The 24,688-nt window shown below is 62.8% G+C and carries 27 protein-coding genes; 20 read left to right on the top strand and 7 right to left on the bottom strand.

Features of this window, described 5'->3' with window-relative positions:
- Positions 1-32 precede the first annotated feature (32 nt).
- The 5 genes from ACP154_RS06040 (at position 33) to ACP154_RS06020 (ending at position 4,144) form a co-directional block, all read left to right on the top strand.
- Positions 33-602, top strand: coding sequence for a hypothetical protein (locus ACP154_RS06040; protein WP_421860885.1), 570 nt, complete (start codon positions 33-35; stop codon positions 600-602).
- Positions 603-729: 127 nt separating this feature from the next.
- Complete coding sequence (gene mdh / locus ACP154_RS06035; protein WP_421860886.1) at positions 730-1,698, top strand: malate dehydrogenase; 969 nt, start codon at positions 730-732, stop codon at positions 1,696-1,698.
- Positions 1,699-1,946: 248 nt separating this feature from the next.
- Positions 1,947-2,972 (top strand): aspartate-semialdehyde dehydrogenase, encoded by a 1,026-nt coding sequence (locus tag ACP154_RS06030; RefSeq protein WP_421860888.1) that lies wholly within the window; start codon positions 1,947-1,949, stop codon positions 2,970-2,972.
- A 3-nt stretch (positions 2,973-2,975) separates the two neighbouring features.
- Entirely contained in the window at positions 2,976-3,377 is a 402-nt protein-coding gene (locus tag ACP154_RS06025; RefSeq protein WP_421860890.1) for a GFA family protein, read from the top strand.
- A gap of 107 nt (positions 3,378-3,484) precedes the next feature.
- The gene (locus tag ACP154_RS06020; protein WP_421860892.1) at positions 3,485-4,144 is read left to right on the top strand and encodes an alternative oxidase; all 660 of its coding nucleotides are present in this window, start codon (positions 3,485-3,487) and stop codon (positions 4,142-4,144) included.
- A 167-nt stretch (positions 4,145-4,311) separates the two neighbouring features.
- Here the strand turns inward: ACP154_RS06020 and ACP154_RS06015 are convergent, their stop codons facing one another.
- Complete coding sequence (locus tag ACP154_RS06015) at positions 4,312-5,064, bottom strand: hypothetical protein (RefSeq protein WP_421860895.1); 753 nt, start codon at positions 5,062-5,064, stop codon at positions 4,312-4,314.
- Positions 5,065-5,188: 124 nt separating this feature from the next.
- Positions 5,189-6,133 (bottom strand): glutathione synthase, encoded by a 945-nt coding sequence (gene gshB / locus ACP154_RS06010; RefSeq protein WP_421860897.1) that lies wholly within the window; start codon positions 6,131-6,133, stop codon positions 5,189-5,191.
- Positions 6,134-6,250: 117 nt separating this feature from the next.
- Here gshB and ACP154_RS06005 point away from each other — a divergent pair, with 117 nt between their 5' ends.
- Both ACP154_RS06005 and ACP154_RS06000 read left to right on the top strand, forming a co-directional pair.
- Complete coding sequence (locus ACP154_RS06005) at positions 6,251-6,757, top strand: hypothetical protein (protein ID WP_421860899.1); 507 nt, start codon at positions 6,251-6,253, stop codon at positions 6,755-6,757.
- 21 nt (positions 6,758-6,778) lie between these two features.
- Positions 6,779-7,285: a hypothetical protein gene (locus ACP154_RS06000; RefSeq protein WP_107712124.1), complete on the top strand. Its 507-nt coding sequence runs from the start codon at positions 6,779-6,781 to the stop codon at positions 7,283-7,285.
- Here the strand turns inward: ACP154_RS06000 and ACP154_RS05995 are convergent.
- The gene (locus tag ACP154_RS05995; protein WP_146160049.1) at positions 7,282-7,893 is read right to left on the bottom strand and encodes a hypothetical protein; all 612 of its coding nucleotides are present in this window, start codon (positions 7,891-7,893) and stop codon (positions 7,282-7,284) included. The genes ACP154_RS06000 and ACP154_RS05995 overlap by 4 nt on opposite strands.
- 298 nt (positions 7,894-8,191) lie before the next feature.
- On the opposite strand from ACP154_RS05995, the gene ffh reads away from it, so the two are divergent.
- From ffh to rplS, 10 genes are all read left to right on the top strand, one after another.
- A complete protein-coding gene (gene ffh / locus ACP154_RS05990; protein WP_421860902.1) occupies positions 8,192-9,739 on the top strand; it encodes a signal recognition particle protein in 1,548 nt (515 codons plus the stop codon).
- Between the two features lie 18 nt (positions 9,740-9,757).
- The gene (gene rpsP, locus ACP154_RS05985) at positions 9,758-10,210 is read left to right on the top strand and encodes a 30S ribosomal protein S16 (protein WP_421860904.1); all 453 of its coding nucleotides are present in this window, start codon (positions 9,758-9,760) and stop codon (positions 10,208-10,210) included.
- 167 nt (positions 10,211-10,377) lie between these two features.
- The gene (locus ACP154_RS05980) at positions 10,378-11,625 is read left to right on the top strand and encodes a Y-family DNA polymerase (protein WP_421860906.1); all 1,248 of its coding nucleotides are present in this window, start codon (positions 10,378-10,380) and stop codon (positions 11,623-11,625) included.
- On the top strand, positions 11,625-11,876 hold the full coding sequence (locus ACP154_RS05975; RefSeq protein WP_107712119.1) for a hypothetical protein: 252 nt from the start codon (positions 11,625-11,627) through the stop codon (positions 11,874-11,876). The genes ACP154_RS05980 and ACP154_RS05975 overlap by 1 nt, the downstream gene beginning before the upstream one ends.
- 74 nt (positions 11,877-11,950) lie before the next feature.
- Positions 11,951-12,481 (top strand): ribosome maturation factor RimM, encoded by a 531-nt coding sequence (gene rimM / locus ACP154_RS05970; RefSeq protein ID WP_107712118.1) that lies wholly within the window; start codon positions 11,951-11,953, stop codon positions 12,479-12,481.
- A gap of 64 nt (positions 12,482-12,545) precedes the next feature.
- Complete coding sequence (locus ACP154_RS05965; RefSeq protein WP_421860909.1) at positions 12,546-13,154, top strand: hypothetical protein; 609 nt, start codon at positions 12,546-12,548, stop codon at positions 13,152-13,154.
- The gene (locus tag ACP154_RS05960) at positions 13,142-13,843 is read left to right on the top strand and encodes a hypothetical protein (RefSeq protein WP_421860912.1); all 702 of its coding nucleotides are present in this window, start codon (positions 13,142-13,144) and stop codon (positions 13,841-13,843) included. Before ACP154_RS05965 ends, ACP154_RS05960 begins: the two co-directional genes overlap by 13 nt.
- A 35-nt stretch (positions 13,844-13,878) precedes the next feature.
- Complete coding sequence (locus tag ACP154_RS05955; protein WP_421860915.1) at positions 13,879-14,523, top strand: hypothetical protein; 645 nt, start codon at positions 13,879-13,881, stop codon at positions 14,521-14,523.
- A 50-nt stretch (positions 14,524-14,573) separates the two neighbouring features.
- The gene (gene trmD, locus ACP154_RS05950; protein ID WP_133724512.1) at positions 14,574-15,278 is read left to right on the top strand and encodes a tRNA (guanosine(37)-N1)-methyltransferase TrmD; all 705 of its coding nucleotides are present in this window, start codon (positions 14,574-14,576) and stop codon (positions 15,276-15,278) included.
- Positions 15,275-15,673, top strand: coding sequence for a 50S ribosomal protein L19 (gene rplS / locus ACP154_RS05945; protein WP_107712113.1), 399 nt, complete (start codon positions 15,275-15,277; stop codon positions 15,671-15,673). The genes trmD and rplS overlap by 4 nt, the downstream gene beginning before the upstream one ends.
- Before the next feature lie 315 nt (positions 15,674-15,988).
- On the opposite strand, the gene ACP154_RS05940 is transcribed toward rplS, so the two are convergent.
- Entirely contained in the window at positions 15,989-17,011 is a 1,023-nt protein-coding gene (locus tag ACP154_RS05940) for a glycerophosphodiester phosphodiesterase family protein (protein ID WP_421860919.1), read from the bottom strand.
- 83 nt (positions 17,012-17,094) lie between these two features.
- Positions 17,095-17,304, bottom strand: coding sequence for a hypothetical protein (locus tag ACP154_RS05935; protein ID WP_107712111.1), 210 nt, complete (start codon positions 17,302-17,304; stop codon positions 17,095-17,097).
- A gap of 150 nt (positions 17,305-17,454) precedes the next feature.
- Between ACP154_RS05935 and ACP154_RS05930 the strand changes: the two genes are divergently transcribed.
- On the top strand, positions 17,455-19,440 hold the full coding sequence (locus ACP154_RS05930; protein ID WP_421860922.1) for a transglycosylase domain-containing protein: 1,986 nt from the start codon (positions 17,455-17,457) through the stop codon (positions 19,438-19,440).
- 95 nt (positions 19,441-19,535) lie between these two features.
- Positions 19,536-21,065, top strand: a complete 1,530-nt coding sequence (locus ACP154_RS05925) for a hypothetical protein (RefSeq protein WP_421860925.1) — start codon at positions 19,536-19,538, stop codon at positions 21,063-21,065.
- 21 nt (positions 21,066-21,086) lie between these two features.
- Here the strand turns inward: ACP154_RS05925 and ACP154_RS05920 are convergent, their stop codons facing one another.
- Both ACP154_RS05920 and ACP154_RS05915 read right to left on the bottom strand, forming a co-directional pair.
- Positions 21,087-22,349, bottom strand: coding sequence for a polyhydroxyalkanoate depolymerase (locus ACP154_RS05920; RefSeq protein WP_421860928.1), 1,263 nt, complete (start codon positions 22,347-22,349; stop codon positions 21,087-21,089).
- 59 nt (positions 22,350-22,408) lie between these two features.
- The gene (locus ACP154_RS05915) at positions 22,409-23,065 is read right to left on the bottom strand and encodes an SCO family protein (protein ID WP_107712107.1); all 657 of its coding nucleotides are present in this window, start codon (positions 23,063-23,065) and stop codon (positions 22,409-22,411) included.
- Positions 23,066-23,311: 246 nt separating this feature from the next.
- On the opposite strand from ACP154_RS05915, the gene ACP154_RS05910 reads away from it, so the two are divergent.
- Positions 23,312-24,670: an ActS/PrrB/RegB family redox-sensitive histidine kinase gene (locus ACP154_RS05910; protein WP_421860931.1), complete on the top strand. Its 1,359-nt coding sequence runs from the start codon at positions 23,312-23,314 to the stop codon at positions 24,668-24,670.
- The last annotated feature ends 18 nt before the right edge of the window (positions 24,671-24,688 follow it).

Here is a 24,688-nt window from a genome sequence, read left to right as displayed (position 1 = left end):
ACACTGATCAGTCTTGTCTGGGGAGACGTATGATGATCCGTGATTTACTTGCCCTGAGCGCCAGCGCGCTGATGGTGACGGGATGCTCTGAAGCCAGCATGCCCGCCGCGTCTCGCGCCGATACAGACGCCGAAACCGCCCAATCGGCCCGGTTCGACATCAGTGTCAGTTTTGAGCCGGACGGGTTTTTCCTGCCCAATGGCGGACTGACAGCGGGCGAGTGGACACTGCATCACCTGTTTGTGGGACACCGTATGGACTTTGACGCCTGGCGCGACGCCGGCGCCGCGGCGGACGACATTCCGGTCTGGCTGAGCCTGAATCCTGTGAATGGCGAAACGGCCGTAAACGAGCTGGGCCAGACCTATTATCTCGATAGCCGCCGCATCCGACCGGACAGCCTGACCCTGACAGACGGCGCATTTGAGTTTCGTGCGCAGGATGAAACCCTGGGCCTGATCCTGATCTCAGGTCTGATCCAGCCAGAATACCTGCACACGGGCGTCTCGCCGCAAGCGGATGCGCCCGCCCTGATCGGCGGCGCAGAGATCGGCGGAGACCGTATTCGCAATCTCAGTTTGATGCACTGGCTGGGCGATTGACGGTCGTGTGAGCGGTCTTCTCCCGTCTGCGCATTGCACTTCGCGGCTGAGCGGAGTAGATCAGGCACACCTGTCTTCGCGCCTGCATCAAAAGGCGCGCCCCCTCTAAGGCTTGAGGAGTATTTCCATGGCTCGCAAAAAGATCGCCCTTATCGGCGCCGGCATGATCGGCGGCACCCTGGCCCATATCGCGGCTCGTGAAGAGCTGGGCGATGTGGTCCTGATGGACCTCAATGAAGGCACCGCCAAGGGCAAGGCGCTGGATCTGTGTGAAGCGAGCCCCGTCTTCGGCAAGGACAGCCATCTGACGGGCGGGTCGGTTGAGGATTACTCCCCGATCGCAGGCGCGGATGTGTGCATCGTCACCGCCGGCGTGCCGCGCAAGCCGGGCATGTCCCGCGACGACCTGCTGGAAATCAACCTCAAGGTCATGAAGTCGGTCGGCGAAGGCATCAAAACGCATGCCCCGAACGCCTTTGTGATCTGCATCACCAACCCGCTGGACGCCATGGTCTGGGCGCTGCGCGAATTCTCCGGCCTGCCCCATAACAAGGTGGTCGGCATGGCGGGCGTTCTGGACGCCGCGCGCTTCCGCTGGTTCCTGGCTGAAGAGTTTGACGTGTCCGTGGAAGATGTCACCGCGTTCGTGATGGGCGGTCATGGCGACACCATGGTGCCGCTGACCCGCTATTCCACCATCGCCGGCATCCCGGTGCCCGACATGGTCAAGATGGGCTGGTCTTCTGATGACAAGATCGACGCCATTGTCGATCGCACCCGCAAGGGCGGCGGCGAGATCGTCGGCCTGCTGGGCAATGGCTCGGCCTTCTACGCGCCGGCGGAAAGCGCCATCGCCATGGCGAAATCCTATCTCAACGACAAAAAGCGCATCCTGCCCTGCGCCGCGCACCTGACCGGCCAGTTCGGCGTGGACGGCCTGTATGTGGGCGTGCCGATCCAGATCGGCGCCAATGGTGTCGAGAAGATCGTCGAAATCAGCCTGAACAAGGACGAGCAGGAGATGTTCGACCATTCGGTGGATTCGGTGAAGGGCCTTGTGGACGCGTGCAAGAAGATTGATCCCAGCCTGGGCTAAACGTCTGGTCGATCCGGTGTGAAAACCCCCGGGGCCAGACTGGCCCCGGGGGTTTTTCTTTAGGGCTCTGCATCAAGGTCATTGCATTGATCCAGCAAGGCGCTGACCCTGAAGGTCAGACACACAAGAACGATCAGCATCGCCGCCGTCATACCGAACTCAATGAGAGCAAGAATAGCTACAAAAGCACCCATTACGGGAATGTAGCGCCAATCAAATCAACCGTCAGCTGAATTCGAGGAAGCATTATGGGTCTCAACGTCGCCGTTCTGGGCGCTACGGGCGCTGTCGGTCAGGAAATGCTGACCATTCTGGAAGAGCGTCTCTTCCCCGCCGAAACCGTCTATGCCCTGGCCAGCCGCAAATCGGTCGGCCGCGAAGTCTCTTATGGCGACAAGACCCTGATCATCAAGGACGCCGATACGTTTGATTTCTCCACCGTCGACATTGTGTTGATGAGCGCGGGCGGGGATGTGTCGCGTGAGATGTCGCCGAAGATCGCCCAGGCCGGCGCGCTGGTGATTGATAATTCCAGCGCCTGGCGCATGGATCCGGACGTGCCGCTGGTGGTGCCGGAAGTGAACCCCGACACGCTTGATGCGCGCCCGAAGAAAAACATCATCGCCAATCCCAATTGCTCCACCATCCAGACCGTGGTGGCGCTCAAGCCCATCCACGACGCCGCGGGGATCATCCGGGCGAACTGTTCCACCTATCAGTCCACCTCCGGCGGCGGCCGCGAAGCCATGGACGAGCTGTGGAACCAGACCAAGGCGATCTATGTCAACGACCCGATCGAACCCGAAGTCTTCCCCAAGCAGATCGCCTTCAACGTCATTCCGAAAATCGACGTCTTTATGGAGGACGGCGCCACCAAGGAAGAGTGGAAAATGACGGTGGAGACCAAGAAGATTCTTGATCCCAAGATCAAGCTCTTCGCCACCTGCGCCCGGGTGCCGGTGTTTGTCGGCCATTGCGTCGCGGCCCATCTGGAGCTGGAGAAGGAACTCTCCGCAGAAGACGCCCGCAACCTTTTGCGTGAAGCGCCGGGCCTGATGGTGATCGACCGCGCTGACGAGGACGAGCCGCAGTTTGTCACCCCGGTTGAAAGCGTGGGCGAGTTCGCCACCTTCGTCAGCCGCATCCGCAACGATCCCACCGTCGAGAACGGCCTCGCCATGTGGATCGTGTCGGATAATCTGCGCAAAGGGGCCGCCCTCAACGCCGTCCAGATCGCCGAAGTGGTGGTCAACAAGGGCTGGCTCAACGGGTGAACCATGGCCAAGGGCAGCTGTAATTGCGGCGCGGTCCAGTACGAAATCGATCATGTGATCGATTATCTTTATGCCTGTCACTGTTCCATTTGTCGCAAATGGAGCGGGGCGCAGGGCGTGGTCGTCGCCCTTGTACCCAACAGCACGTTCCGCTGGGTCCAAGGGCAGGAGTCTCTGGCGCACTGGGCAAAACCGGACGCGGACTGGGCCAGTTGCTTCTGCAATGCGTGTGGCAGCGCCATGCCGGGCCCCAATGACGCCGAGACCATGTTCATTCCTGCAGGGTCGCTGACAGAGGGCGCAGACGGTTTGCAGATCAGCGACCATATCTTCGTTGGCTCGAAAGCGGATTGGGATCAGATCGGCGATAACGGGCGCCAGCATCTGGACGCTTATGAGCCCTGAGCGCGCCTGACGATCTGCTCTGCGGCATTTTGGACGCTACCCTTGTACGCGGCCCGGGCGTCCTAAATCCATATTCAACAAGTGTTGAACATGGAGCCCTGAAGACGATGACCCGCTATACCGACGAGACCCTGAGCCACCGGCGCGCGCCTGAAGGATTGCGTGACCGGTTTGCTCTGGGTCTGGTGAAATTCATGCGTGTCTTTGCAGACCTGTTTTTCCGCCGCCGCTACGGCCACCGCGCCGTGGTGCTGGAAACCGTCGCCGCCGTGCCCGGCATGGTCGGCGGCCTGCTGCAGCATCTCAAAAGCCTGCGCCATATCCGCGACGACCAGGGCTGGATCAAGGAATTGCTCGATGAGGCGGAAAACGAGCGCATGCACCTGATGACGTTCATCAAGATCGCCCAGCCCAGCATGTTCGAGCGCGGCGTGATCATGGTGGCGCAGGGCCTCTTTTATAACGCCTATTTCTTCATGTACCTGTTCGCGCCGCGCACCGCGCACCGCTTCGTCGCCTATCTCGAGGAAGAGGCGGTCATCAGCTACACCCATTATCTCGATGCGGTGGACCGGGGCGAGCTTGAAAACGTTCCCGCCCCCCAGATCGCGCGGGAGTATTGGGAGCTGCCCGTCACCGCCCGCCTACGCGACGTGATCCTCAAAGTGCGTGAAGACGAGGCCGGTCACCGCGATGTCAATCACCGCTTCGCCGACGCCCTGACCCGGACGCCTGCCGATCCAAAAGGCCGCAAAGCAGGCGCTTAGGGCGCAGCTGCGACCTGAACGCTTTCTCCTGATCGAGACCCCGGCTCGGCGCTGCGCTGGGCCGGGGTTTCACGTTCTGGGGCGCACGAAACTCTCGGCCTTCGGGCTTGACCCGGAGGCCCATGGGTCCCCGGATCAAGTCCGAGGACCGGGAAGGTGGCAGGCTGCTACCGCACCTTTGATAGCGCCAGATCGCGCGCCGCTCTCAGCTCGGGATCGGCGGTGTTTTCCAGCACGAAATGATCCACCGACAGATCAAGGCCCAGCGCGCGGATGGCAGCGGACTGGGCTTCCCATTGGCCGCCCACCGGCCAGCCGCACCCCTCGGACGGGAAAGCGGAGACGCGCAGGGGGAGCCCGCCGGTCAGGCAGGCATAGGCTTCAAACGGGTTCTGGATCGCTTCGGGCACATGGATCGGGCTGATGGGCACGCCGTCATAGATTTCGCCGCGATCTTCGGTGCCGTTCATTATGGCGTAATCGCGGGTCGTCAGAAGCGTCGCCCAGACCCGGACCGAGCCGCCGGGGCGCTCCACAAGCGTGGCCGGGATTGAGCCATACACCGCGATACGGTTGGCGTAAGCCACCACATGATCGGGCACATTGATCTGGATCACCGGGATCGCAACGTCGTCGAGATGATCGCGAAACTTGCGGCGCAGCTGGGCCGGCGCGGCGTTCGACCCGACCGCCGCCACGGCGTGATAGGCGCCGCGCTCAAATTCTGACAGGCGCTGTTCACCCAGCGCGTCGGCCATCCGCATAGGTCCCTGGGCGTGATCAATGATCCAGTCGCCGAACCCGCCCTGGGTCTGCATCAGCGGCCAGGTCGCGCCGTCGAGAAAGATGAAGGGCGTTTGCGGACGCGGGAACGGATAGCTGAGCGACCATTGCAGATGCAGGGTGTCTGTATCGATCATGAGGCGGGCTCGTTCTGCTCTTTTATCTCTTCCCCCCGGCGCAGGCCGGGGCCCAGAGCCGGATGTACAGCGCTTGATGATCTCTCTTTCCCGGCCTGCGCCGGGGAAGAGAGATCAAGAAAACCTATCCCCGCCTGGCTTCCACCCAGTCGATCAACAGCGCGGAGACATCGACGCCGGAGAAGCGACGCAATTCCTGAATGCCGGTGGGGGAGGTGACGTTGATCTCGGTCAGATAATGGCCGATCACATCAATGCCGACGAAGACGAGGCCCCGGCGCTTCAATTCCGGCCCGATGATGCGGCAGATCTCCAGATCGCGCTGGGTCAGGTCGGATTTCACCGCCTTGCCGCCCACATGCATGTTCGCGCGCACTTCACCCTCAGCCGGCACGCGGTTGATCGCGCCCACAGGCTCGCCATCCACCAGAATGACGCGTTTGTCGCCATTTTTCACGTCAGGCACAAACGCCTGCACCATTAACGGATCGCGGCTGAGTTGCTGGAACAACTCCACGAGCGAGGCGAGATTCTCCGCCGTCTCGCGCACTCTGAACACCCCCGCCCCGCCATTGCCAAACAAGGGCTTGACCACAATGTCGCGATTATGGCGCTCGAAGAAGTCGCGTATGTCCTTTTCCGAGGAGGTGATCAGGGTGGGCGGCATCACGCCTTCAAAGTGAGTGACGAAGAGTTTTTCCGGCGCGTCGCGCACATGACGCGGATCATTGACCACCAGAACCTCAGGCATCAGATGCTCAAGGATATGGGTGGTGGTGATGTAGCTCATGTCAAAGGGCGGGTCCTGACGCAGGAAGACCGCATCCACCGAGTGCAGATCCAGCGCTTCTGGCTCTGACAGGGTCACGTGCTCGCCCTGAACCCGCTGCAACGTTTTCACCCGCTGAGCGGTGGCGCGAACCTGACCGTTCTCAAGGCTGAGATGTTTGGGTTCATACACCCAGATCTCATGGCCGCGTCCAAAGGCCTCCAAAGCAATATCAAACGTGGAGTCCGCGTTCACATCGACACCGGTGATCGGGTCCATCTGGAAAGCAATGGTCAGCATGGCAGGCCTTTCAGGCAGAGGCGGGAGCAATGGCCTGACAGGTAGGGGATGGCGGGCGCTTTGGGAAGGTCAGGGTTTCTCCTTGCCGGGATTTTGAGCGCCCCATAAACTCGCCTAATGCGCGAGTTTTTCTCACTTGTTTTTGGCATGCTGGCTCTGGTCGCCTGCACCCCGCTAGAGCCGCATGAACAGCGCATTCTGGACGCCTGCGGCACGCTGGAGCCTGATCTTGAGGCCGTGCGGCAAGACGCACTCATGGGGACTCTGGACGCCATCGACTGTGAGATTGCTGTCGCAGACGGCAGTTACAGCATGCGCGAACTCGACCCGCCCGGAGCGGTCGACAGCGTGCGCTGGCGCTATCTGCGCTGGATCGTGACGGGCGAAGAACCTGATGATCTCATGGATTTGACCGCCTATCTCGACCAGCAATATCTCGAAGCCAGCCTGTCGCTAATCTTCACCCATCATCTGGAAGCGACCGGCCAGCTTTATGCCGGGCGCTATGACGAGGCGGGCTGCTTCCTGCGCCCGCCCCGCATGGATCAGCTCTATCAGCGCGCTGAGCCTCATCCGGACATGGCCGCGTGCGAGAGCGCCGTGCGGGATCATCCGTTTGGTTAGCTGTCAGGAAAGGCTGGAAAGATGCGTATGATCGTCGCCTTCATGGCTCTGGCTCTCGGTCTGACGGGCTGCAGCCGTCTTGAACCCCATGAGCGGCGGATATTGGAGGCGTGCGGAACGCTGGAGCCAGATTTTGACGCCACGCGCCAGGCCGCCTATCGCGGCGAGCTCGCCGCCATTGACTGTGAGATCGCCATCGCCGACGGCGTTTTCATGGGGCCGTATGATGACCCGCCCTACGCCCTGTTCAGCGTGACCTTCCGCTATCTGCGCTGGATTGTAACAGGCGAGCAGCCCGACGACATTCTTGAGCTCGCCGCCCTCTGCGACCAGGCTCATTTAGAAGCCGACCTGGTCATTCACTATAGTGAATTCCTGCGCGCCACCGGGCAGATATACGCGGGTCGTTATGACAAAAACGGCTGTTTCCTGCGCCCGCCCCGCATGGACCAACTCTATCGCGCCGCCCAGCCCCATCCTGATATGGCCATCTGCGACACCGCGATACGGGATCATCCGTTTGGTTAGGTCAATAAACGGCGCGTGCACGATGACGGGGTGAAACGATAGCTGTTGAAAGCGTTTCCGTGACATCGATGAACGGCAAAGGCTTTGAAATGCTGACGCATCCATGCGACACGCTCGTCCAACAAACCCTGAATTTGGTCTCTTTCTCGACGTAAACGTTCAATTTCATCTTCATGATTTGAGATCCGACGCGCAATTTCACGCTGCGCTTCGGTCACAGCGAGCACACGGCTCGTCGCATCCATCAAGCTGAGAGCGTCGGAAGCATGGCCCAAAGCTTGTAACAGGCGCATGAGCGCTCCTAATCGCCCTCTGGCGCGATTGGGGATGTCAGGCCCTGGGAGATTGGGAATATCAGCCTCGGCCGCGTTCAGATCAGCACGCCGCCGTTCCAACCCTCGGATGGCGTCCTCATGATGTCGGATTTGCTCCTGTAGCTGTCCAATGCTGAGTTCATGTCGTCTAATCTCAGCACTATCATCACCGATATTGCGTCTAATTGTTTCACAAACGCTCTCTTCTTCTTGTTGTTTCGGCGCCCATTTCGGACGGCGGATCTGGTTGAGTAGCGGCTTATCGGACGAAGGTTTCTTGTATGGAGTTTTCATGGCGCTCTCCTCCTCTGGGAGCCCTTAGTCTCCCCCCGTTTCAGCCCTGTGGGATAAGGTCATCGCTATCCTCACCCTTGACTCTTCCCCGCCCCCCGCGTAAACGCCCACGCTTCACGCAAGCGTCTTTCCGCTTGCCTTACCCGCACACGGCGTCCTGCACAGATCAGGAATGAACGCCCGGAGGCGGGCGAGGTCCCCCGCTCGACGAAGGCTCGTCCAGTGGGGCGGTTGCGGCGTGCGCGCTTGATCCACACCTTATCGGTGTGACCAGAAGCGAAACGAGGCAGGCGAACACATGTTCGACTCACTTTCAGAACGGCTTTCCGGCGTCTTTGACAGCCTGACCGGGCGCGGCGCGCTGTCGGAAAAGGATGTGGACGCCGCCCTGCGCGAGATCCGCGTCGCCCTTCTGGAAGCCGATGTCGCCCTGCCGGCGGTGAAGGATTTCACGGCCAAGGTCCGTGAAAAGGCGATCGGCGAAGACGTCATCCGCTCGGTCAGCCCCGGCCAGCAGGTCATCAAGATCGTCCATGACGGTCTGGTGGAGCTGCTGGGCGGCGAGGGGGAGCCTGAAGGCCTGAACCTCACTGGCGAACCGCCCGTGGCGATCCTGATGGCGGGTCTGCAGGGCTCGGGCAAGACCACCACCACCGCCAAGCTCGCCAAGCGCATTTCTGAACGCGAAAAGAAAAAAGTCCTCGTCGCCTCGCTCGACACTCGCCGCCCGGCGGCGATGGAGCAATTGGCGCAAATGGCCGAGAAGGCGGGCGTCGCCTGCCTTCCGATCGTCCAGGGCCAGTCCGCCGTCGAGATCGCCAAACGCGCCATGAGCGCGGGGCGCCTTCAGGGCTATGACGTGGTGATCCTCGATACCGCAGGCCGCACCTCCATCGATGAAGAGATGATGGGTGAAGCCGCGAAGATCGCCGATGTGGCGCGGCCGCGCGAAACCCTTCTGGTGGCGGACAGCCTGACCGGTCAGGATGCGGTGGAGACCGCCAAGCGCTTTGACGAGCGGTTAAAGCTGACCGGCCTGGTGCTGACCCGGATGGATGGTGATGGCCGCGGCGGCGCCGCGCTGTCCATGCGCTGGGTCACCGGCCTGCCGATCAAATTCCTGGGCGTTTCTGAAAAGGTCGATGGGCTCGACGCGTTCGACGCCAAGCGTCTGGCGGGCCGGATCCTCGGGCGTGGCGATATCGTCTCGCTGGTGGAAAAAGCCGCCGCCGAGGTCGATCACGAGAAAGCCGAACGCCTCGCCAAGAAAATGGCGAAGGGCAAGTTCGACCTTGAAGACATGGCCGACCAGCTGCGCCAGCTTCAGAAAATGGGCGGCATTTCCGGCATGATGGGCTTCCTGCCGGGCATGAACAAGGCGGCGAAGGCCCAGATGGCCAATGCCGGGTTTGACGACAAGGCGCTCAAGCGCCAGGAAGCGATCATCCTGTCGATGACCCGCGAAGAGCGCGCCAAGCCTGACCTCCTCAAAGCCAGCCGCAAGCGCCGCATCGCCATGGGCGCCGGCGTGGCTGTGCCGGAGGTGAACAAGCTTTTGAAGATGCACCGCCAGATGGCGGACATGATGAAGAAGATGGGCAAGAAGGGCAAAAAGGGCGGCATGCCCGGAATGCCTGGAATGCCCGGAATGGGCGGCGGCATGCCGGGCATGGGGGGCGCAATGCCGCCCGGTCTCGGTGACGCGGCCTCTGATCTTCTCAAAGGACACGCGCCCAAGGGCGCAGACCTGCCGGGGCTGGGCGGCCCAGGCAACCAGGGCTTGCCGGGTATCGGCGGACCCTTGGGGCCGGATGGCCTACCGCTCGGCCTCTCAAAGAAAAAATGACCTTAAAGGACTCACACCATGTCTGTTAAAATTCGTCTCGCCCGCGGCGGCGCCAAGAAGCGTCCGTACTACCGCATCGTCGTCACCGACTCGCGCATGCCGCGCGACGGCCGCTTCATCGAGAAGATCGGTCACTACAACCCGATGCTGCCCAAGGACCACGACAACCGCGTCGCTGTGGACACCGAGAAAGCCGCTGACTGGATCAAGAAAGGCGCCCAGCCGACTGATCGCGTGGCGCGCTTCCTGAAAGACGCCGGCGTCTATGAGTGGACCCACGGCAACAACCCGAAAAAGGGCGAGCCGGGCGAGAAAGCCAAAGAGCGCGCGGCCGAGCGCCTCGAAAAGGAAGAAGCCAAGAAGGCCGCCGCCGCTGAAGCGGAAGAAGCCAAAGCCGCCGCTGCAGCCGCTCCGGCTGATGAGGAAGCGCCGGCTGAGGAGGCTGCGGCTGAAGAAGAAAAGTCAGAGTAGGACTTTCTTTTCCAGGCCTTTGATCAACCCCGTCGTGGAAACGCGGCGGGGTTTTTCACATCTGGAGTCAGGCTTTTGGGGGCCGTCCTGACTCTTCGCGCTTTGCTGACGCCCGCATTTGTTCTATCTTTGTTCCAAAGCGGAAAGCCGCCTGCGGAACAAAAGCAATGCGCAAACCTGACACCATCGAACAGCTCTATCTCGACTTTGACAGCTTCTTCGCGAGCGTCGAGCAATACGCCGATCCACGCCTGAGAGGCCGCCCCGTCGGGGTGATCCCCATGAAGGGCGCGCGCAACACCTGCATCATCGCCGCCTCGAAAGAAGCCAAGGCGAAAGGCGCCAGCTCGGTGATGACCGTGCGCGAGGCGCGCGAGGCCGTACCCGACATGATCCTGGTGGATCAAAAGCCCGACCTCTATCGCCGCATGCATGCGGTGATGGTCGCCGAGATCCGGGCCGTGCTGCCCATCGGGGCGGTGAAGTCCATTGACGAGCTGACCTGCAAGCTCGACGCCCGCGCCATCGCCGACCCAGACGGCGTGTCTCGCGCGATCAAGGCGCGCATCGCGGCGGAGACCGACGGCGTCATCACCTGCTCCATCGGCATGGCGCCCAATCGGTTTCTCGCCAAAATGGCCTGCAAGCTGGGCAAACCCGACGGCTTGACCATCTGGCGGCCCGAAGACCTGCCAGGGCCCTTGCTCAAGCGTCCGATCGAGGAAGCGCCGGGCGTCGGCTCGTCCATGCGCAAGCGCCTTCTGAAAGCGGGCGTGGCGGATATGAAGGCGCTTTGGGCGCTGCAGCCCAAGCAGATGCGGGCCCTGTGGCGCAATGTGGCCGGCGAGCGCTTCTGGTATGCGCTACACGGTTACGACATCCAGGCCGAAGCCGCCCAGCGCCGCATGTATGGCCATGGCCGCGTGCTGCCGCCCAGCCATCGTAGCTGGCCCAGCGCCTATGACTGCGCGCGGCTGCTGACGGTGAAAGCCGCCCGCCGCATGCGCCGTGACGGCCGCACCGCCGGGCGCATGGGGCTGTGGCTGCGCCATATTGACGGCGGGTGGAGCGGGGAATTGCCGCTGCACAGCGCCCGCACTGATCGCGATTGCCTCAAAGCGCTGGATGCGCTCTGGGCCGCCGCCCAGCGCGCAGACCCCCGCGCGCGTCCCATGCGGGCGGGCATGTATTTGTGCGATCTTGATGATCCCGGCGTCACCCAGACTGACTGGCTGGTGGAGGACAACGCCGAGGACCGCGCCCGCCGCAACGCGCTGCAGGACGCCATCGACTCTTTAAACAGCCGCTACGCCAAATCGCTGGTCACCCAAGGGGTCTGGACCCCGCCGCCGGGCGGCTATGCGGGCGGCAAGATCGCCTTCACACGTATTCCCTATGCCGAGGACTTCTGGTGATGACCTGGAAAACCGAACTTCGCCTTGACGATCTGCCGCCGCACAGCCGGCTGGAGGCGTTTTGCAAGACCTGCAGCGCGGCGCGCTATTATACCGCGCAGGAATTGCTGGCCCGCCGCGCCCTCGCCCACGCCCATCTCGACCAGGTGGAGACCGCCCTTCGCTGCGTGCAGCCCGGCTGCGGCGGGCCCGTCGCGCTCTATGAGGTCAACTCGGGCGAGACCGAAGCTTTTCAGGGCGGCATGCCCTAGCGCCTCTCACGCAGCGCCCGCCTTGAGCTGAAGCGCTCTTCAGGGCAGACAGAGCGGCAGAAAAGGATCCCGCCATGCCCGCACCTGAAGAAGAGCTTGTCGTCATCGCCGCTGTCGCGGGCGCCCATGGGGTGCGCGGGGATGTGAAGATCAAACCCTTCGGCGACCCCAGCCAGGTGTGCAGCTATGGCCCGTTTCTGGATCAGTCCGGCGCGGTGATCCTGACCCCGACCCAGGCCAAACCCGGCCCCAACGGCACGGTGACGATCCGGCTGAAGGAAAACCTCACCCGCGAGCAGGTGCAGGCGATGAAGGGCACGCTGCTGCACGCCCCGCGCAGCGCCCTGCCGGAGCTGGACGAGGATGAGTTTTATTATTCCGACCTGATCGGTCTCGACGTCGAGAACCTTGAGGGCGAGCCGCTGGGCAAGGTCAAATCCGTGCAGGATTTCGGGGCCGGCGATCTTCTGGAAATCTCAGGACCGGACGGCGTCTGGTTCCTGCCCTTCACCAAGGACGCGGTCCCGCATATGGACCTCGCCGGCGGCACGCTCGTCGCCAACCCGCCTGAAACCATTGAAGGCGATGAAGACAAAGACCAATAAGCGCAAACTCGCTTGAAGGGCGAGCACCGCTGGGGCAGTCTCCCTTTAAAAGAGGGGGATATCCATGATCTGGCTTGCCGCGCTGACCAGCGCCTTATCACTGCAGAGCGCCGAACCGGTGACGGCGGACTGTCAGCTCAACTGGGAGCAGGCCGGGCGTCGATGGACCCCCGCCTTTACCTGTCCGCAAGACGCGCCTGACGCTGACGCGTTACAGGGCGCCGCCAATGAGGTGCTCGCCCGAAGCCGGACGAGAATTGAAACGATCTACCCCTTACGGGCGCGCCCGGTGGACTTCACCCTGACCGAACAAGGCTGGGACCTTACAGAAATCACGCCCCTCTTTCGCGCCCCGCCCAGCTACCCGCCAAACGCAGCCGGTGACGGCCTTGCAGCGCGCTGCCGTGGAACTATCGAACTCAGAGCGAATGGCCGCCGCCGCAGCGATTCCTGGGAGTGCCGCACCAATCATGAAGACGGCCATACAAGAAGCGCTGGACAGTTTGCACGCGCGTCCTCAGATGCGGCCAGAAACTCTTACTGGCTTGTGCCGAATGGCGCTGATGCGCCCTGCGTGCCGTTTGATTACGAGTACAATCTGAGCCAACCCGACGGTTCAGGATCACAGGCGCCTGAGTTTCCAGATGCTGAAGCCCCGCAATGCTCCGCCTGATCGCCCTCCTTCCGCTGCTCCTCCTCACCGCCTGCGCCAGCGCGCCCGACAGGCTGGCGGATCGCGAGTGCGCGGTGACGACAGCGGTGCTGAGCCCGATCCTGGGTGCGGCGTCTGAAAGCGGGGGCAGCGCCGAGCTGACTCGGCGCACCGGCCTCTGGCCGGAGGCGGGCTCTGACAGCTGGGCCTATGTGCGACAGATGGGGTTTTCGCCGACCTGGCGTTCTGGCGCGACGGATCAGGCCCTGCGCAGCGCCTATTGGCGGGCCTACAGGCCCCTGCAGCGCGATGTCGGCCTGAGCCGGGCCGAGCGCGAGATGCGCGCCTGGGAGGCCGCCTATAGGGATGTCGGCGATGACCGGCTTTACGCCGATGAAGCGTTGTGGACAGCGTTCTTCAGCGCCAATCAATCGCGCCAGGCCACACCCTGCGCTCAGCCTCTCGCCGAACAGTATGGGGCGGAACGGGTGCGCGCCTCCGGCCCGCGCGCAGCCAACGCCGTGCGCATCGAACCCAGCCGCCCCGTGTTCAGCGCCACTGGCGACCGCGCCCTCATCGCCGCGCGCACCGTCTATCCTGAACTGAACCCCGGCGACGGCCCACGCGTCACCGGCACAGTCTGGCTCTTGAACCCCAGAACCGACGGCCGCTGGCGCGTGATCAGCGCACGGCGCACGGATCTGGAATAACCAAGACGCCTCAAACGCAAAAGGAGCTCGCCCATATGGCGCTACTTACCCTGCTCTCTATCGCCATTTTGGCCCAGGCTTCAGCGGAGCCTTTGCAGACCGCCATCTGTAATCCTGTCGGCAATGTTGAGGGCGGCGTGATCGAGAACTTCAATCTGAGGTGCCCGACCGATGCGCGGGATGCAGCCGAGCTGCAATCCTACGCCTCAGCGGTCGCCGCCCGTACCGTCTCACCTGTACCGCTTCCCCAGCGCGATCCCAGCATCTCGGTCAATGAAGAGATTATCTTCCACCTGACCGAAGAAGGCTGGCGGCTGCCCGAACCAACCTGGCTGATCCAGACGCTTGCACGATATCCTGGCCGGGCGGCTGAGCGGGGCCTGGAAGGGCGCTGCAATATGCGGCTTGAACTCTCCCCGACCGGCTTACCGGTTCAGATCGATACCCGGTGTCAGGCCTACAGACGAAATGATAGCCCCAGAAGCGGCGGGAGCGTCTTTGAAGGCAACGCCATCGCAGCGTCCGGAAACTCGGTCTGGCTTCTCCCTCTGGAACTGGAAACAGCCTGCATCACATCCGAGCACGACTTCATGCTCTCAAACGGACGCAACGACGATATTCATCGCGACTGGCATGAGCATCCTGTCGAAGGCGCCCCGACCTGTCCCGACGCCACCTGACTCCCTTCTCTCCTTGCGTCACAGGGTTTGGCGCCCCATAAGCGCGCGCCATGACATTTAACGCCTCTGTGCTCACCCTCTATCCGGACGCTTTTCCGGGTCCGCTTGGGGTCTCATTGCTCGAGACTGCAAGAAAGAACGGACTCTGGGCGCTCGAGACGGTGGACATCCGGTCGTTTTCCCGTCATAAGCACGCCTCCGTTGACGACACGCCGGCTGGCGGCGGCCCAGGAATGGTGCTGCGCCCTGACGTATCGGCGGCGGCGATCGACAGTCTGCCCAGGGATGGACGGCCGTTGATCTATCTGACGCCTCGGGGCAAGCCGCTCACTCAAGCCAGGGTGCGAGAGTGGTCGGCGGGTCCGGGCGTTATTGTCTTTTGCGGTCGCTTCGAAGGCCTTGACCAACGGGTCATCGAAGCGCGCGGCATGGACGAGGTGAGTGTCGGCGACGCCGTGCTCGCCGGGGGGGAAGCCCCCGCCATGGTCCTCATCGAGGCCTGTGTGCGGCTGATCCCCGGCGTGCTTGGCAAGATCGAGAGCACCGAAGACGAGAGTTTTGAGGGTGATCTGCTCGAATACCCCCATTATACGCGACCGCGTGAATGGGAAGGGCGTGAAATACCCGACGTTTTGCTGTCAGGCGATCATGGCCGGATCGCCCGGTGGCGTAAGGAACAGGCCGAAGATATAACGCGACTGCGCCGACCCGATCTCTGGACGAGATATCAGCGGCGTCAAGGAGAAGAGCCATGAACCTGATCCAACAGCTCGAGCAGGAAGAAGCCGTCCGCGTGCTCGGCGACAAGAAAATCCCCGAATTCTCTCCGGGTGACACGCTGACCGTGAATGTGTGGATCCGCGAAGGCGACCGCCAGCGGGTTCAGCGTTTCGAAGGCGTCTGCATCGCGCGCTCCGGCGGCGGTCTGAACGAGAACTTCACCGTGCGTAAAATCAGCTTCGGCGAAGGCGTGGAACGCGTCTGGCCGGTGTACAGCCCGCTGATCGAGTCCATCGAGATCAAGCGCAAAGGTAAAGTGCGCCGCGCCAAGCTCTACTATCTGCGTGACCGCCGCGGTAAGTCCGCGCGGATCGCCGAGCGCACCACCGGTCGCGGCATCGAGCCGCGCGGCAAGAAGAAACAAGGCTAAGGCCTTACGCTTCTTGAATGACAAGATAACGCCCGCCGGAGTGCTCCGGCGGGCGCTTTTTGTTGTGAAGGTTTACGAGGCTCTGCGCGCTGTGGGTTTTCTATTCTCCCTCGCATCCGCTCGGTCGATCCTCGCTGACGCTGCGGGCGCGCGGTCGCGCTTGCGGCCCTGGCGGGCCGGTTATTCTCATCCTCGCTGCGCTCCGGGCGCGCATTGCGCTTGCGGCCCTGGCGGGGCGATTAGCCTCATCCTCGCTACGCTGCGGGCGCGCGGTCGCGCTTGCGGCCCTGGCGGGCCGGATATGAACCTGCAGCCCTACTCAGCGGCCATCTGGTCGCGCACTGCAACGGCCGTGTCAGGAAAATCGGTAAAGACGCCGTCCACGCCCACCGCAAAGAGCGCGCGCAGCTCGTCCTGCACAGTGTCGCCGGTCAGCGGTTCGCGGTCATCGCGCACCGTCCAGACATGGATCTCAAGCCCCAAGTCATGCGCCTGCTCGACAAAGCCGGTGCTGTCGCCCGCCGGCGTGAGGAGCAGGGATTTATAGGCGCCGACGCCATCCGCGAATTGTGCGATCTCCTCAAGGCTGAGACCGCCAGCGTTCGCCCCTTCTGCATCTGGGCCTGCATAGAGCATGGCGAGTTTGACGTCTGATGCGTCATTGAGGCGCTGCAAAAACGCAGCGTCAAAGGACTGGATCACAACCGGCGCATCCGCACGGTTGAGATCATGCGCGTCAAGCGACGCCAGCAGAGCCGGCAGCGGATCAAGACCCATCGCCGTGAATTGCGCCGGCAGCTTCACCTCTGGCTCAATGGCGATCTCGCACGCGCAGCGCTCTTCTTCAGCAGCCACAAAGCCCAGAAAATCGTCAAACGTCATCACCGGGTATTGGCCATTATAGGACTGGTCGCGGTCGTCCATGGTCTGGCTTGCGGTCAGGGTGCGCAGCTCGGCTGCGGTGAAGCTTGGAACCCACCAATCCTCACGCCCCATGAGCACGCTGCGACGGCCTGTAAATTCGGGCCGGTTGGCGATGTCTGTGGACGTCGACAGGTAGGGATCATGGCGGACGATCAGCACGCCGTCCGAGGACATGACCAGATCGGGCTCGATCACATCCGCACCTTGTTCGAGCGCCAGCTGATAGGCGGCCTGGCTGTGTTCAGGGCGTACGCCCGACGCGCCGCGATGGGCGATCACGAGAGGCGGCAGACCGTCGAGAGTATTCCAGAGCGGCGCCGGTGCGTCCGGCGCAGCGCCTGTCTGCGGCGCATCCGATTGGGAACAGGCGCTCGCCAGCAACGGCGCCAGCACAAGAGCAGCAATACGGTTCATGGTCATCCCCTCGCAATGCCAAAACAGGGGATGGACTTTAATCCGGGCCGCACAGATTCAGAGTGATGTTTTCGTGACGGCGTCTAGCCGCGCACGCCGCGCCCCGTCGGGTCAATCGGGGCGTCCACCGGTCCGGGTCCTCCCGGTTCTGACGGCGCGCAATACGGCCAGCTGCCCGAGTTAGGACCCTGGTCCGTGCACACGGAATCGCCTTCTGGGATCATGGCGCAGCCCGAAACGACCAGCAAAACGGCCAGCGACGCGCTCAGGCTCACAAGACGACGAACAGACATAACAGATCCCCTCCACCCCGGCCTGGTCCGGGTCGAGAGAGCTTCCCCCGGCTCACGCGCTGACGCAACCCAGGCTGCGCGCTTTTATAGTTCACGCAGCCTTAACGCCGGATCAGGCATCAAAGAGATCTCTGAACTCTGGACGCTGTCATGGCTCGCACACACCGCTCCGCCCGATCCCGAAAAGGCCGCATGCCGGTCTGGTTGCGCGTGCTCACCCTATTGGTGATCGCTGGCGGATTACTGACGACTGGCGTCATCGTGCACCTGGCGCGCACTCTGCCCGATCTCAGTGCGATCGAACCCGCGCCGCACACTGGGGAAACGGTCTTGCTGGATCGCGACGGCCGCACAATTGCGCGACGAGGCCAGTCCACCAGCGCCGTGATCATGGCGGACGCCCTGCCGCAAAACCTCGCCGATGCGGTTCTGGCGGTCGAGGACCGGCGCTTTTACAGCCATTTTGGGATTGACCTGATCGGCACGACCCGTGCGCTGATGGCCAATATCCGGGCGGGTCGCGTGGTGCAGGGCGGCTCCACCATCACCCAGCAATTGGCCAAGAACCTGTTTTTGAGCTCCGAGCGCACGTATGAGCGAAAAGCACAGGAAGTCTTGCTCGCACTGTGGCTGGAACATCGCTTCACCAAGGATGAAATCCTCGCCCTCTATCTCAACCGCGTCTATTTCGGCGCCGGGGCCTGGGGGGCGGAAGCGGCGTCCCGGCGGTATTTCAGCAAGCCAGCCGATGATCTGAGCATCGGAGAAGCCGCCCTGCTGGCGGGGCTCCTCAAAGCGCCTTCGCGTTACGCCCCGACGAATGACTCCCGCCGCGCCTCGGTCCGCGCCACCGTCGTACTGGATCTGATGTACGCGACCGGCCGGATCAGCCAGAGCGAACGCATCGACGCCGCCTCCACCCCGATCCGGGTGTCACGCGGCAGCTCCAGCCCCGGCGCAGGCTGGTTTGCGGACTGGGTGATGACCCAGGTGCGCGAGCTGGCGCCCGGTTATCAAGGCGATCTGATAGTCCGCACCACACTGGATGTGGACGCCCAGCGCGCGGCTGAAACCGCGTTGACGCAAGGGCTTGGCAATCCCGATTGGGCCCGCGGGGCGGGCGAAGGCGCCCTGGTCGCGCTCGACAGTCAGGGCGGGGTGCGCGCCATGGTGGGCGGGCATGATTATGCACAAGCGCCCTTCAATCGCGCCGTGAACGCCCGTCGCCAGCCCGGCTCCGCCTTCAAACCCTTCGTCTACGCCGCGGCGTTCGAAGGCGGGCTCAGCCCCGAAGACATCTTTGTCGATGCCCCCATCTCCTATGGCGACTGGGCGCCGCAAAACTACGGCGATCGCTATGAGGGCGAGATGACGCTTGAACGCGCTTTCGCCCGCTCTTCAAACGCCGTCGCGGTGCAAGTCGCTGAAGCCACGGGGCGGGGCTGGGTGATGCGCACCGCACGCCGCATGGGCATCGACAGTCCGCTGGAGAACACCCACGCCCTGTCGCTGGGCGCCTATGAAGTCACGCCGCTGGAGCTGGGGCAGGCGTATCTGCCTTTCATGAATGGCGGCCGCAGCGCAGACGCCTACGCAATCCTGTCCGTGCGCACCGCCGAGGGCGATATGCTCTTTGAGCATGAGCCGCTGCAGGGCGAGCGTGTTCTGGCGGACCGTATCTTGCGCCAGATGGATCAGCTGTTTGACGCCGCCGTCAGCTATGGCACGGCCCGCAGCGCCCGCGTAGACGGGCGATTGGTGCGCGGCAAGACCGGCACCACAAACGACAATCGCGACGCCTGGTTCGCGGGCTGGATGGACGGGCTGACCGCTGTGGTCTGGATGGGAAATGATGATTATTCCGCCACCACTGATGCGGTCGGGGGCGCCGGGCCTGCGCGCGTGTTTGCAGCCTTCATGAGCGCCGCGCCTGTCCCGCCGCGCGGACTGGACGCCGTGCTGGCGGATGCGCCGCGCAGCGATGACCCCATCGCCAACCTGCTCAGCCCGCCGCCACAGGCTCAGCCCTTGCCGGGCCCAGAGCCCCTCAATCCGCAAGATCCGGCGGACGCGCCCCCCGAAGACGAAGCGGACCCCATCGCGGACCTTCTGGGTCGGTTGGGCGGCGCGCAATAAGCCTGCTTTGCGCCTGACGCGATCTGCACCGTGTCTGGGTTTGCGCCGACTCTTGGGTTAGGTTCATCACAACACCGCTTCCCAAAGGATGGACCATGGCCGTACCGACCCGCCGCGCCCCGCTCGCTTTCGTGCTCGCTTTGGGATTGGGTCTTGCCGCCTGCAGCCCCGAGGCCGGGCCAGGCGATCGCTCTGAAACGCGTTCGCGCCCGGTAAGCGAAGCGCAGGCCCAGTCTGCACTGGCGGATTTCGGGCTCGAGGAGCAAGGCCGCGCCAGCTGGTCTGAGCGTCGGTTCGAACGCGGGGCCTATGTCTTCACGGACTTCGCCATGACGCTTGAAGATGGGCGCCTGACCGCGAACGAACTGACCCTGACCGGGCCTCAACGCCTTGAAAATCAGCCCTTTTTCACGGCTTTGGACCTTCAGAACGCGGTGATCGAGGCGCCCGACGGGACAGTGAGCGCCGACAGTCTGAGCCTGGTCGAACCTTCTGTAACCCTGGCGCGCAAAGTTGCAGACCTCTTTCGCGGCGTGGACAGCCTGGACGATCTTGAAACCAATCGATCAGGGTTCGGGTTCGCCCGCCTCGAACTGGCGGCGTTGGCGATGCAGTTTGAGAACAAGCCAGCCAACACCTTGTCCCTGACGCTCGACGCCTTGGTGCTGGAGGGCTTTGAGGACGGCGAGACCTTGCAATCGGGTCAGCTGAACGCTCTGACGTTAAACGGCCAGGACGACGCGGGTGGTCCGTTATCGATGAGCCTGGGGGAGATGCAGGTCCGGAACGTACAACTGAACGGTCTGGAAACGGGCTCGCCGCTGGGCGTCAGCCTGATGTCGCCCGATCAGGCGCCCTATGAGACGCTCTCTGTGCAGGATTTATTGGTCTCGGCCGGTGGGGTCGCCATCACCCTGCCAGACTTGTCCGCCAGCGTTGAAACGCTGGGGAACGGCGTCCTGTCCTCACAACTCGATCTGCCCTCATTGACGTTGAGCCCCGCACCGGGTCATCCGCAAAGCGCTGAAATCGATCGCAGCTTTGACATGCTCGGCTATGAACAACTTGAGCTGAGCGCGTCAGGTGAAAGCCGGTACGACCCGCAGACGGACCGCGCCTGGACCGAAGGCGCCAATGTCATTCGTCTGGTGGACGGCCTCAGCCTGAGCTTTGAGCAGGACTTATCGGGCCTGAGCGCCTACGCCGCGCAGGCAGAGGAACTGAGCAACGGGAAACCGGGCGCGACAATGGATCCCGCCCGACTGATGGCGCCGTTGATGATCCATAGCTTCAGCCTGCAACTGACTGACGAGTCCCTGATGGAGCGCATCACGAGCCAGATCGCCCAACGCTCCGGCGTCAGCGAGCAGCAGGCGCGGGTGCAACTGGGCGCCATGGCACGGATGGGATTGGCGTTCGCGGGCGCCCAATTGCCGGCAGGCCTCGTGGATCAGGCAGGCCCTGCGCTTGATCGCTTCATCAACACAGGCGGCGTGCTGACCGTTGAGATGACGCCCGAAACACCTGTTTCGGCAGCGGCTTTTACAGCCTATCCAGCGCCGGACGCGCAGACGCTGGGATTGCGCATTACCCATGAGGGCGGCGACGCGCCGGAGCCGAAATAACCTCAGACACACAAAGGGGCGTTACGCCCCTTTGTCGTGCTCGGCCATGAAGGCCTTCATTTTCGGCGCGATCTCTTCGCGGAACCGGCGGCCGTTGAAGACGCCGTAATGGCCGACGCCGGGCTGGACATGGTCCAGTCGTAGAGCTTCAGGCAGATTTGAACACAGGGTGTGCGCCGCCTGGGTCTGCCCAATGCCTGAAATATCGTCGTTCTCGCCCTCAACCGTCAGAAGCGCCACATCTGTGATCGTTTCAGGCCGCACCAGCCGATCACCCACCTGCATCTCGCCGCGCGCCAGCTTATGCTCCTGGAACACGTCGCGAATGGTCTGCAGATAGAATTCTTCGGTCAGGTCCATAACGGACAGGTATTCGTCATAGAACTGACGGTGCCGGTCGGCGCTGTCGCCATCGCCCTCAACCATGTGCTGGAAAAAGTCCCAATGGGCGTCCACATGGCGATCAAAATTCATGTTGATGAAGCCGGTCAGCTGCAAGAAGCCCGGATACACCCGGCGCATGGCGCCTGGATAGACGGCCGGAACGGTCTGAATCAGATTGTCCCGGAACCATGCATAGGGACGCTCTTCAGCCAGCTTGTTGGGCACGGTCGGGGATTTGCGCGCATCAATGGGCGAGCCCATGAAGGTCATCGAGGAGGGACGCGCCGGATCCTCATCTTCAGTCATCAACGCAATCGCCGCCAGGGTCGGCGGGCCGGGCTGACAGACCGCCACCACATGGGGGTTGTCGCCCAGCGCGGAGATCATCTCGCGCACATACAGCACGTAATCGCCCAGATCGAAGCGCCCGTCGCTCACCGGCACCTTCCGCGCATCCGTCCAGTCAGTGATGTAGACTTCGTGATCAGGCAAAAAGGCCTCGACCGTACCGCGCAGCAAGGTCGCGTGATGGCCCGACATCGGCGCCACAATCAGAACAGAGCGGTCCTTGAGCTCTGTCACCTTCACGCCGCGCGCCTTCGCCAGCGCCGCCCGGTCACGCTTGAAATGAAGCAGCGAACAGAAAGGTTTGCTCCAGACGGTGTCCGTGACGACGTCGACAGCTTGGCCATTGACCAGAACCGGACTCAGCTCCCATTCGGGCTTGCCGTAATACCGCGTCAGGCTTTCAAACAAGTCCGCAGCGGCGGCCGTGGTCCGGCCGGCCAGGGTGTCAAAGGCCGGGTGGAGCGGCGAGCGCAGCGATTGCCGGGTCATATTGGCGGCGGCGCGCCAGGGCATCAAAGCCGCCCGGCTCATTTCCAGAAAAGAGTAAAGCATAGCCATTATCCTCTACGCTTGGGCTCGGTGGAGCCCGCAGCGTTGTCAGCTCATCGCAATTATGCCGGGTTAGTCTCTAAAAACTGTTGTAGTCGTGAGGCGATTTGATCGGGCGTCGCCTGATGCGGAAAGACTTCAACAAATTCTCCCTCGCGCCCCATCAAGTAGATGATCGAGGAATGATCCATGGTGTACTCCGCCAGTGTGCCGTCATCCTCAACCCGGCGATAGTAAACGCGATAGGCGCGCGCGGCGTCACGGATCTGGTCTTCGGTGCCGGTCAAACCCATCAAACCTTCGGGAAAGGCGGGCGAATCCACATAGGAGGCGAGCGCCTCGGGCGTGTCGCGTTCAGGATCCACGGTGATCAGAAGCGGCTGGAACTGCGCCCGCTGGGCCTCCGGCAAACGGTCTAGCGCCGCCGCCATGACCTGAAGCGAGGTCGGGCATATATCCGGGCAATAGGTGAAACCAAAATAGATCAGCATCGGACGACCGGCGAAGTCAGCATCGGTCACAGTCCGACCGGTCTGATCCACCAAGGTGAAGGCGCCGCCGATATCCGCCTCTCCGGACATGCGCACCGGAGCTGCGTTCGGCGATCCAGAGCGCGCCGAGTTTTGTCCTGACAGCGTCAAAAGCAGAATCGCGGCCAGTCCGGCCAGTACGGCGGCGATCACGGGGAAAAGCCAGATCGGTCGATTTTTCAAGTCCATGAAGAATCCTGTGTGGGGCTGTGCGCTGGCGCAGCGCGAACCATCTCCTTGATCTACGACATTCTTGTGTCAGATGCGAGCCTTGGCTATGGCGGTGCAGCATACGTGATGATCTGTTTCAGCCCTTGCTGGCGATGAACCGCCTTGGATCCCAAGACCTCACCCTAGCGCGTCAGAACGTCCCGTTGACGGCTTGGACGGGCATGGATCAGCTGCTGGGCTGACGATCTGGGAAAGAATGACATCGTGCGCGACACCAATACCGAGCCTGACTGGTCAGAGCTGGACGCAGACCCGAACCTGACCCCGGTGTTTGGCCGCGTCCGGTTGCGGACCTTGATCCTGTTGCGCTGGCTGGCGGTGACGGGCCAGACCATGGCCGTCATCGTAGTCTTTTACGGTTTGGGCTTTGATTTGCCGCTGGGCGCGTGTCTGGGCGTGATCGCGGCCAGCGCCTGGGTGAACGCCTGGCTGTCGCTGGCCATGCCGACCCAGCGCTTCGCCAAGGATTGGGAAGCCTTCCTGCAACTGGCTTATGACATGATCCAGCTGATGGTCTTGCTGGCGCTGACCGGGGGGCTGACAAATCCGTTCTCGGTCATGCTGGTGGGCCCAGTGGTCATCGCTGTCGCCGCTTTGCCCGGCCGCTGGTGGCTGACGCTGGCCGCCATCGCCATTGTCGGCTCGATCTCGCTGAGCATCTGGCATTTGCCCCTGCCCTGGTCAGACGCGGACGCCGTGGTGCTGCCCTCCACCTACCGCGCCGGGATCTGGGTGGCGCTGGCGATCGCCATCGCCTTCACCGCCGTTTACGCCTGGCGCGTCGGATTTGAGGCCCAGCGCATGGGCGCCGCCCTCGCCGCGACGCAAAGTGTTCTGGCCCGTGAACAGCGCTTGTCAGCCCTGGGCGCGCTCGCGGCCGCCGCAGCGCATGAGCTGGGCACCCCGCTGGCCACCATCCAACTCACCGCAAAAGAGATGCTGCGCGCCGCCCAGGATGATCTGTCGCGTGAGGATGCCGACCTGATCATTTCCCAGGCGCAACGGTGCCGGGACATCTTGCAGCGTCTGTCGCAATCCTCGCACAACACTGCCGACAAGATGCATGAACGCATCGGCCTGCGTGAACTGATGGAGGAGGCCGCCGCCCCGCTGAAGGGCCTGGACGCCCATGTGGTGGTGAAGCTCGCGCCAACGCCGGAGCACCCCGACGCCCCTGTGCTCAAACGCCAGACGGAGCTGTTGTACGGATTAGGCAACTTTATTGAAAACGCAGTGGATTTCGCCCAAACCGAAGTCCAGATCATCGGCGCATGGAGCGACACCCAGCTCAGTATCATCGTTCAGGATGACGGGCCGGGCTTTCCCCCCGACATCCTGGCCAAGTTGGGCGAGCCTTATGTGACGACGCGGCGCAGCCAGCCCGGCTATGGCGGGCTTGGGCTGGGGGTTTTCATCGCCGTCACCTTGATCGAACGCATTGGCGGCGCGGTCGACCTGACAAACGCCGCTGAAGGCGGCGCGCGGGTGTCGCTGACCCTGCCGCGCGCCGCGCTAGAAGCTGAACCTATGAGTGATGTGGGCGCATCCGATTTATCGCCCTAAATCAAACTGCGACAGCTG

Origin of the sequence: Oceanicaulis sp., assembly GCF_965249665.1 — a bacterium.
In the GTDB taxonomy this organism is placed as follows: domain Bacteria; phylum Pseudomonadota; class Alphaproteobacteria; order Caulobacterales; family Maricaulaceae; genus Oceanicaulis.
Note: the sequence above shows the minus strand (reverse complement) of the source record. Positions and strands in the feature narration are given on the sequence as shown.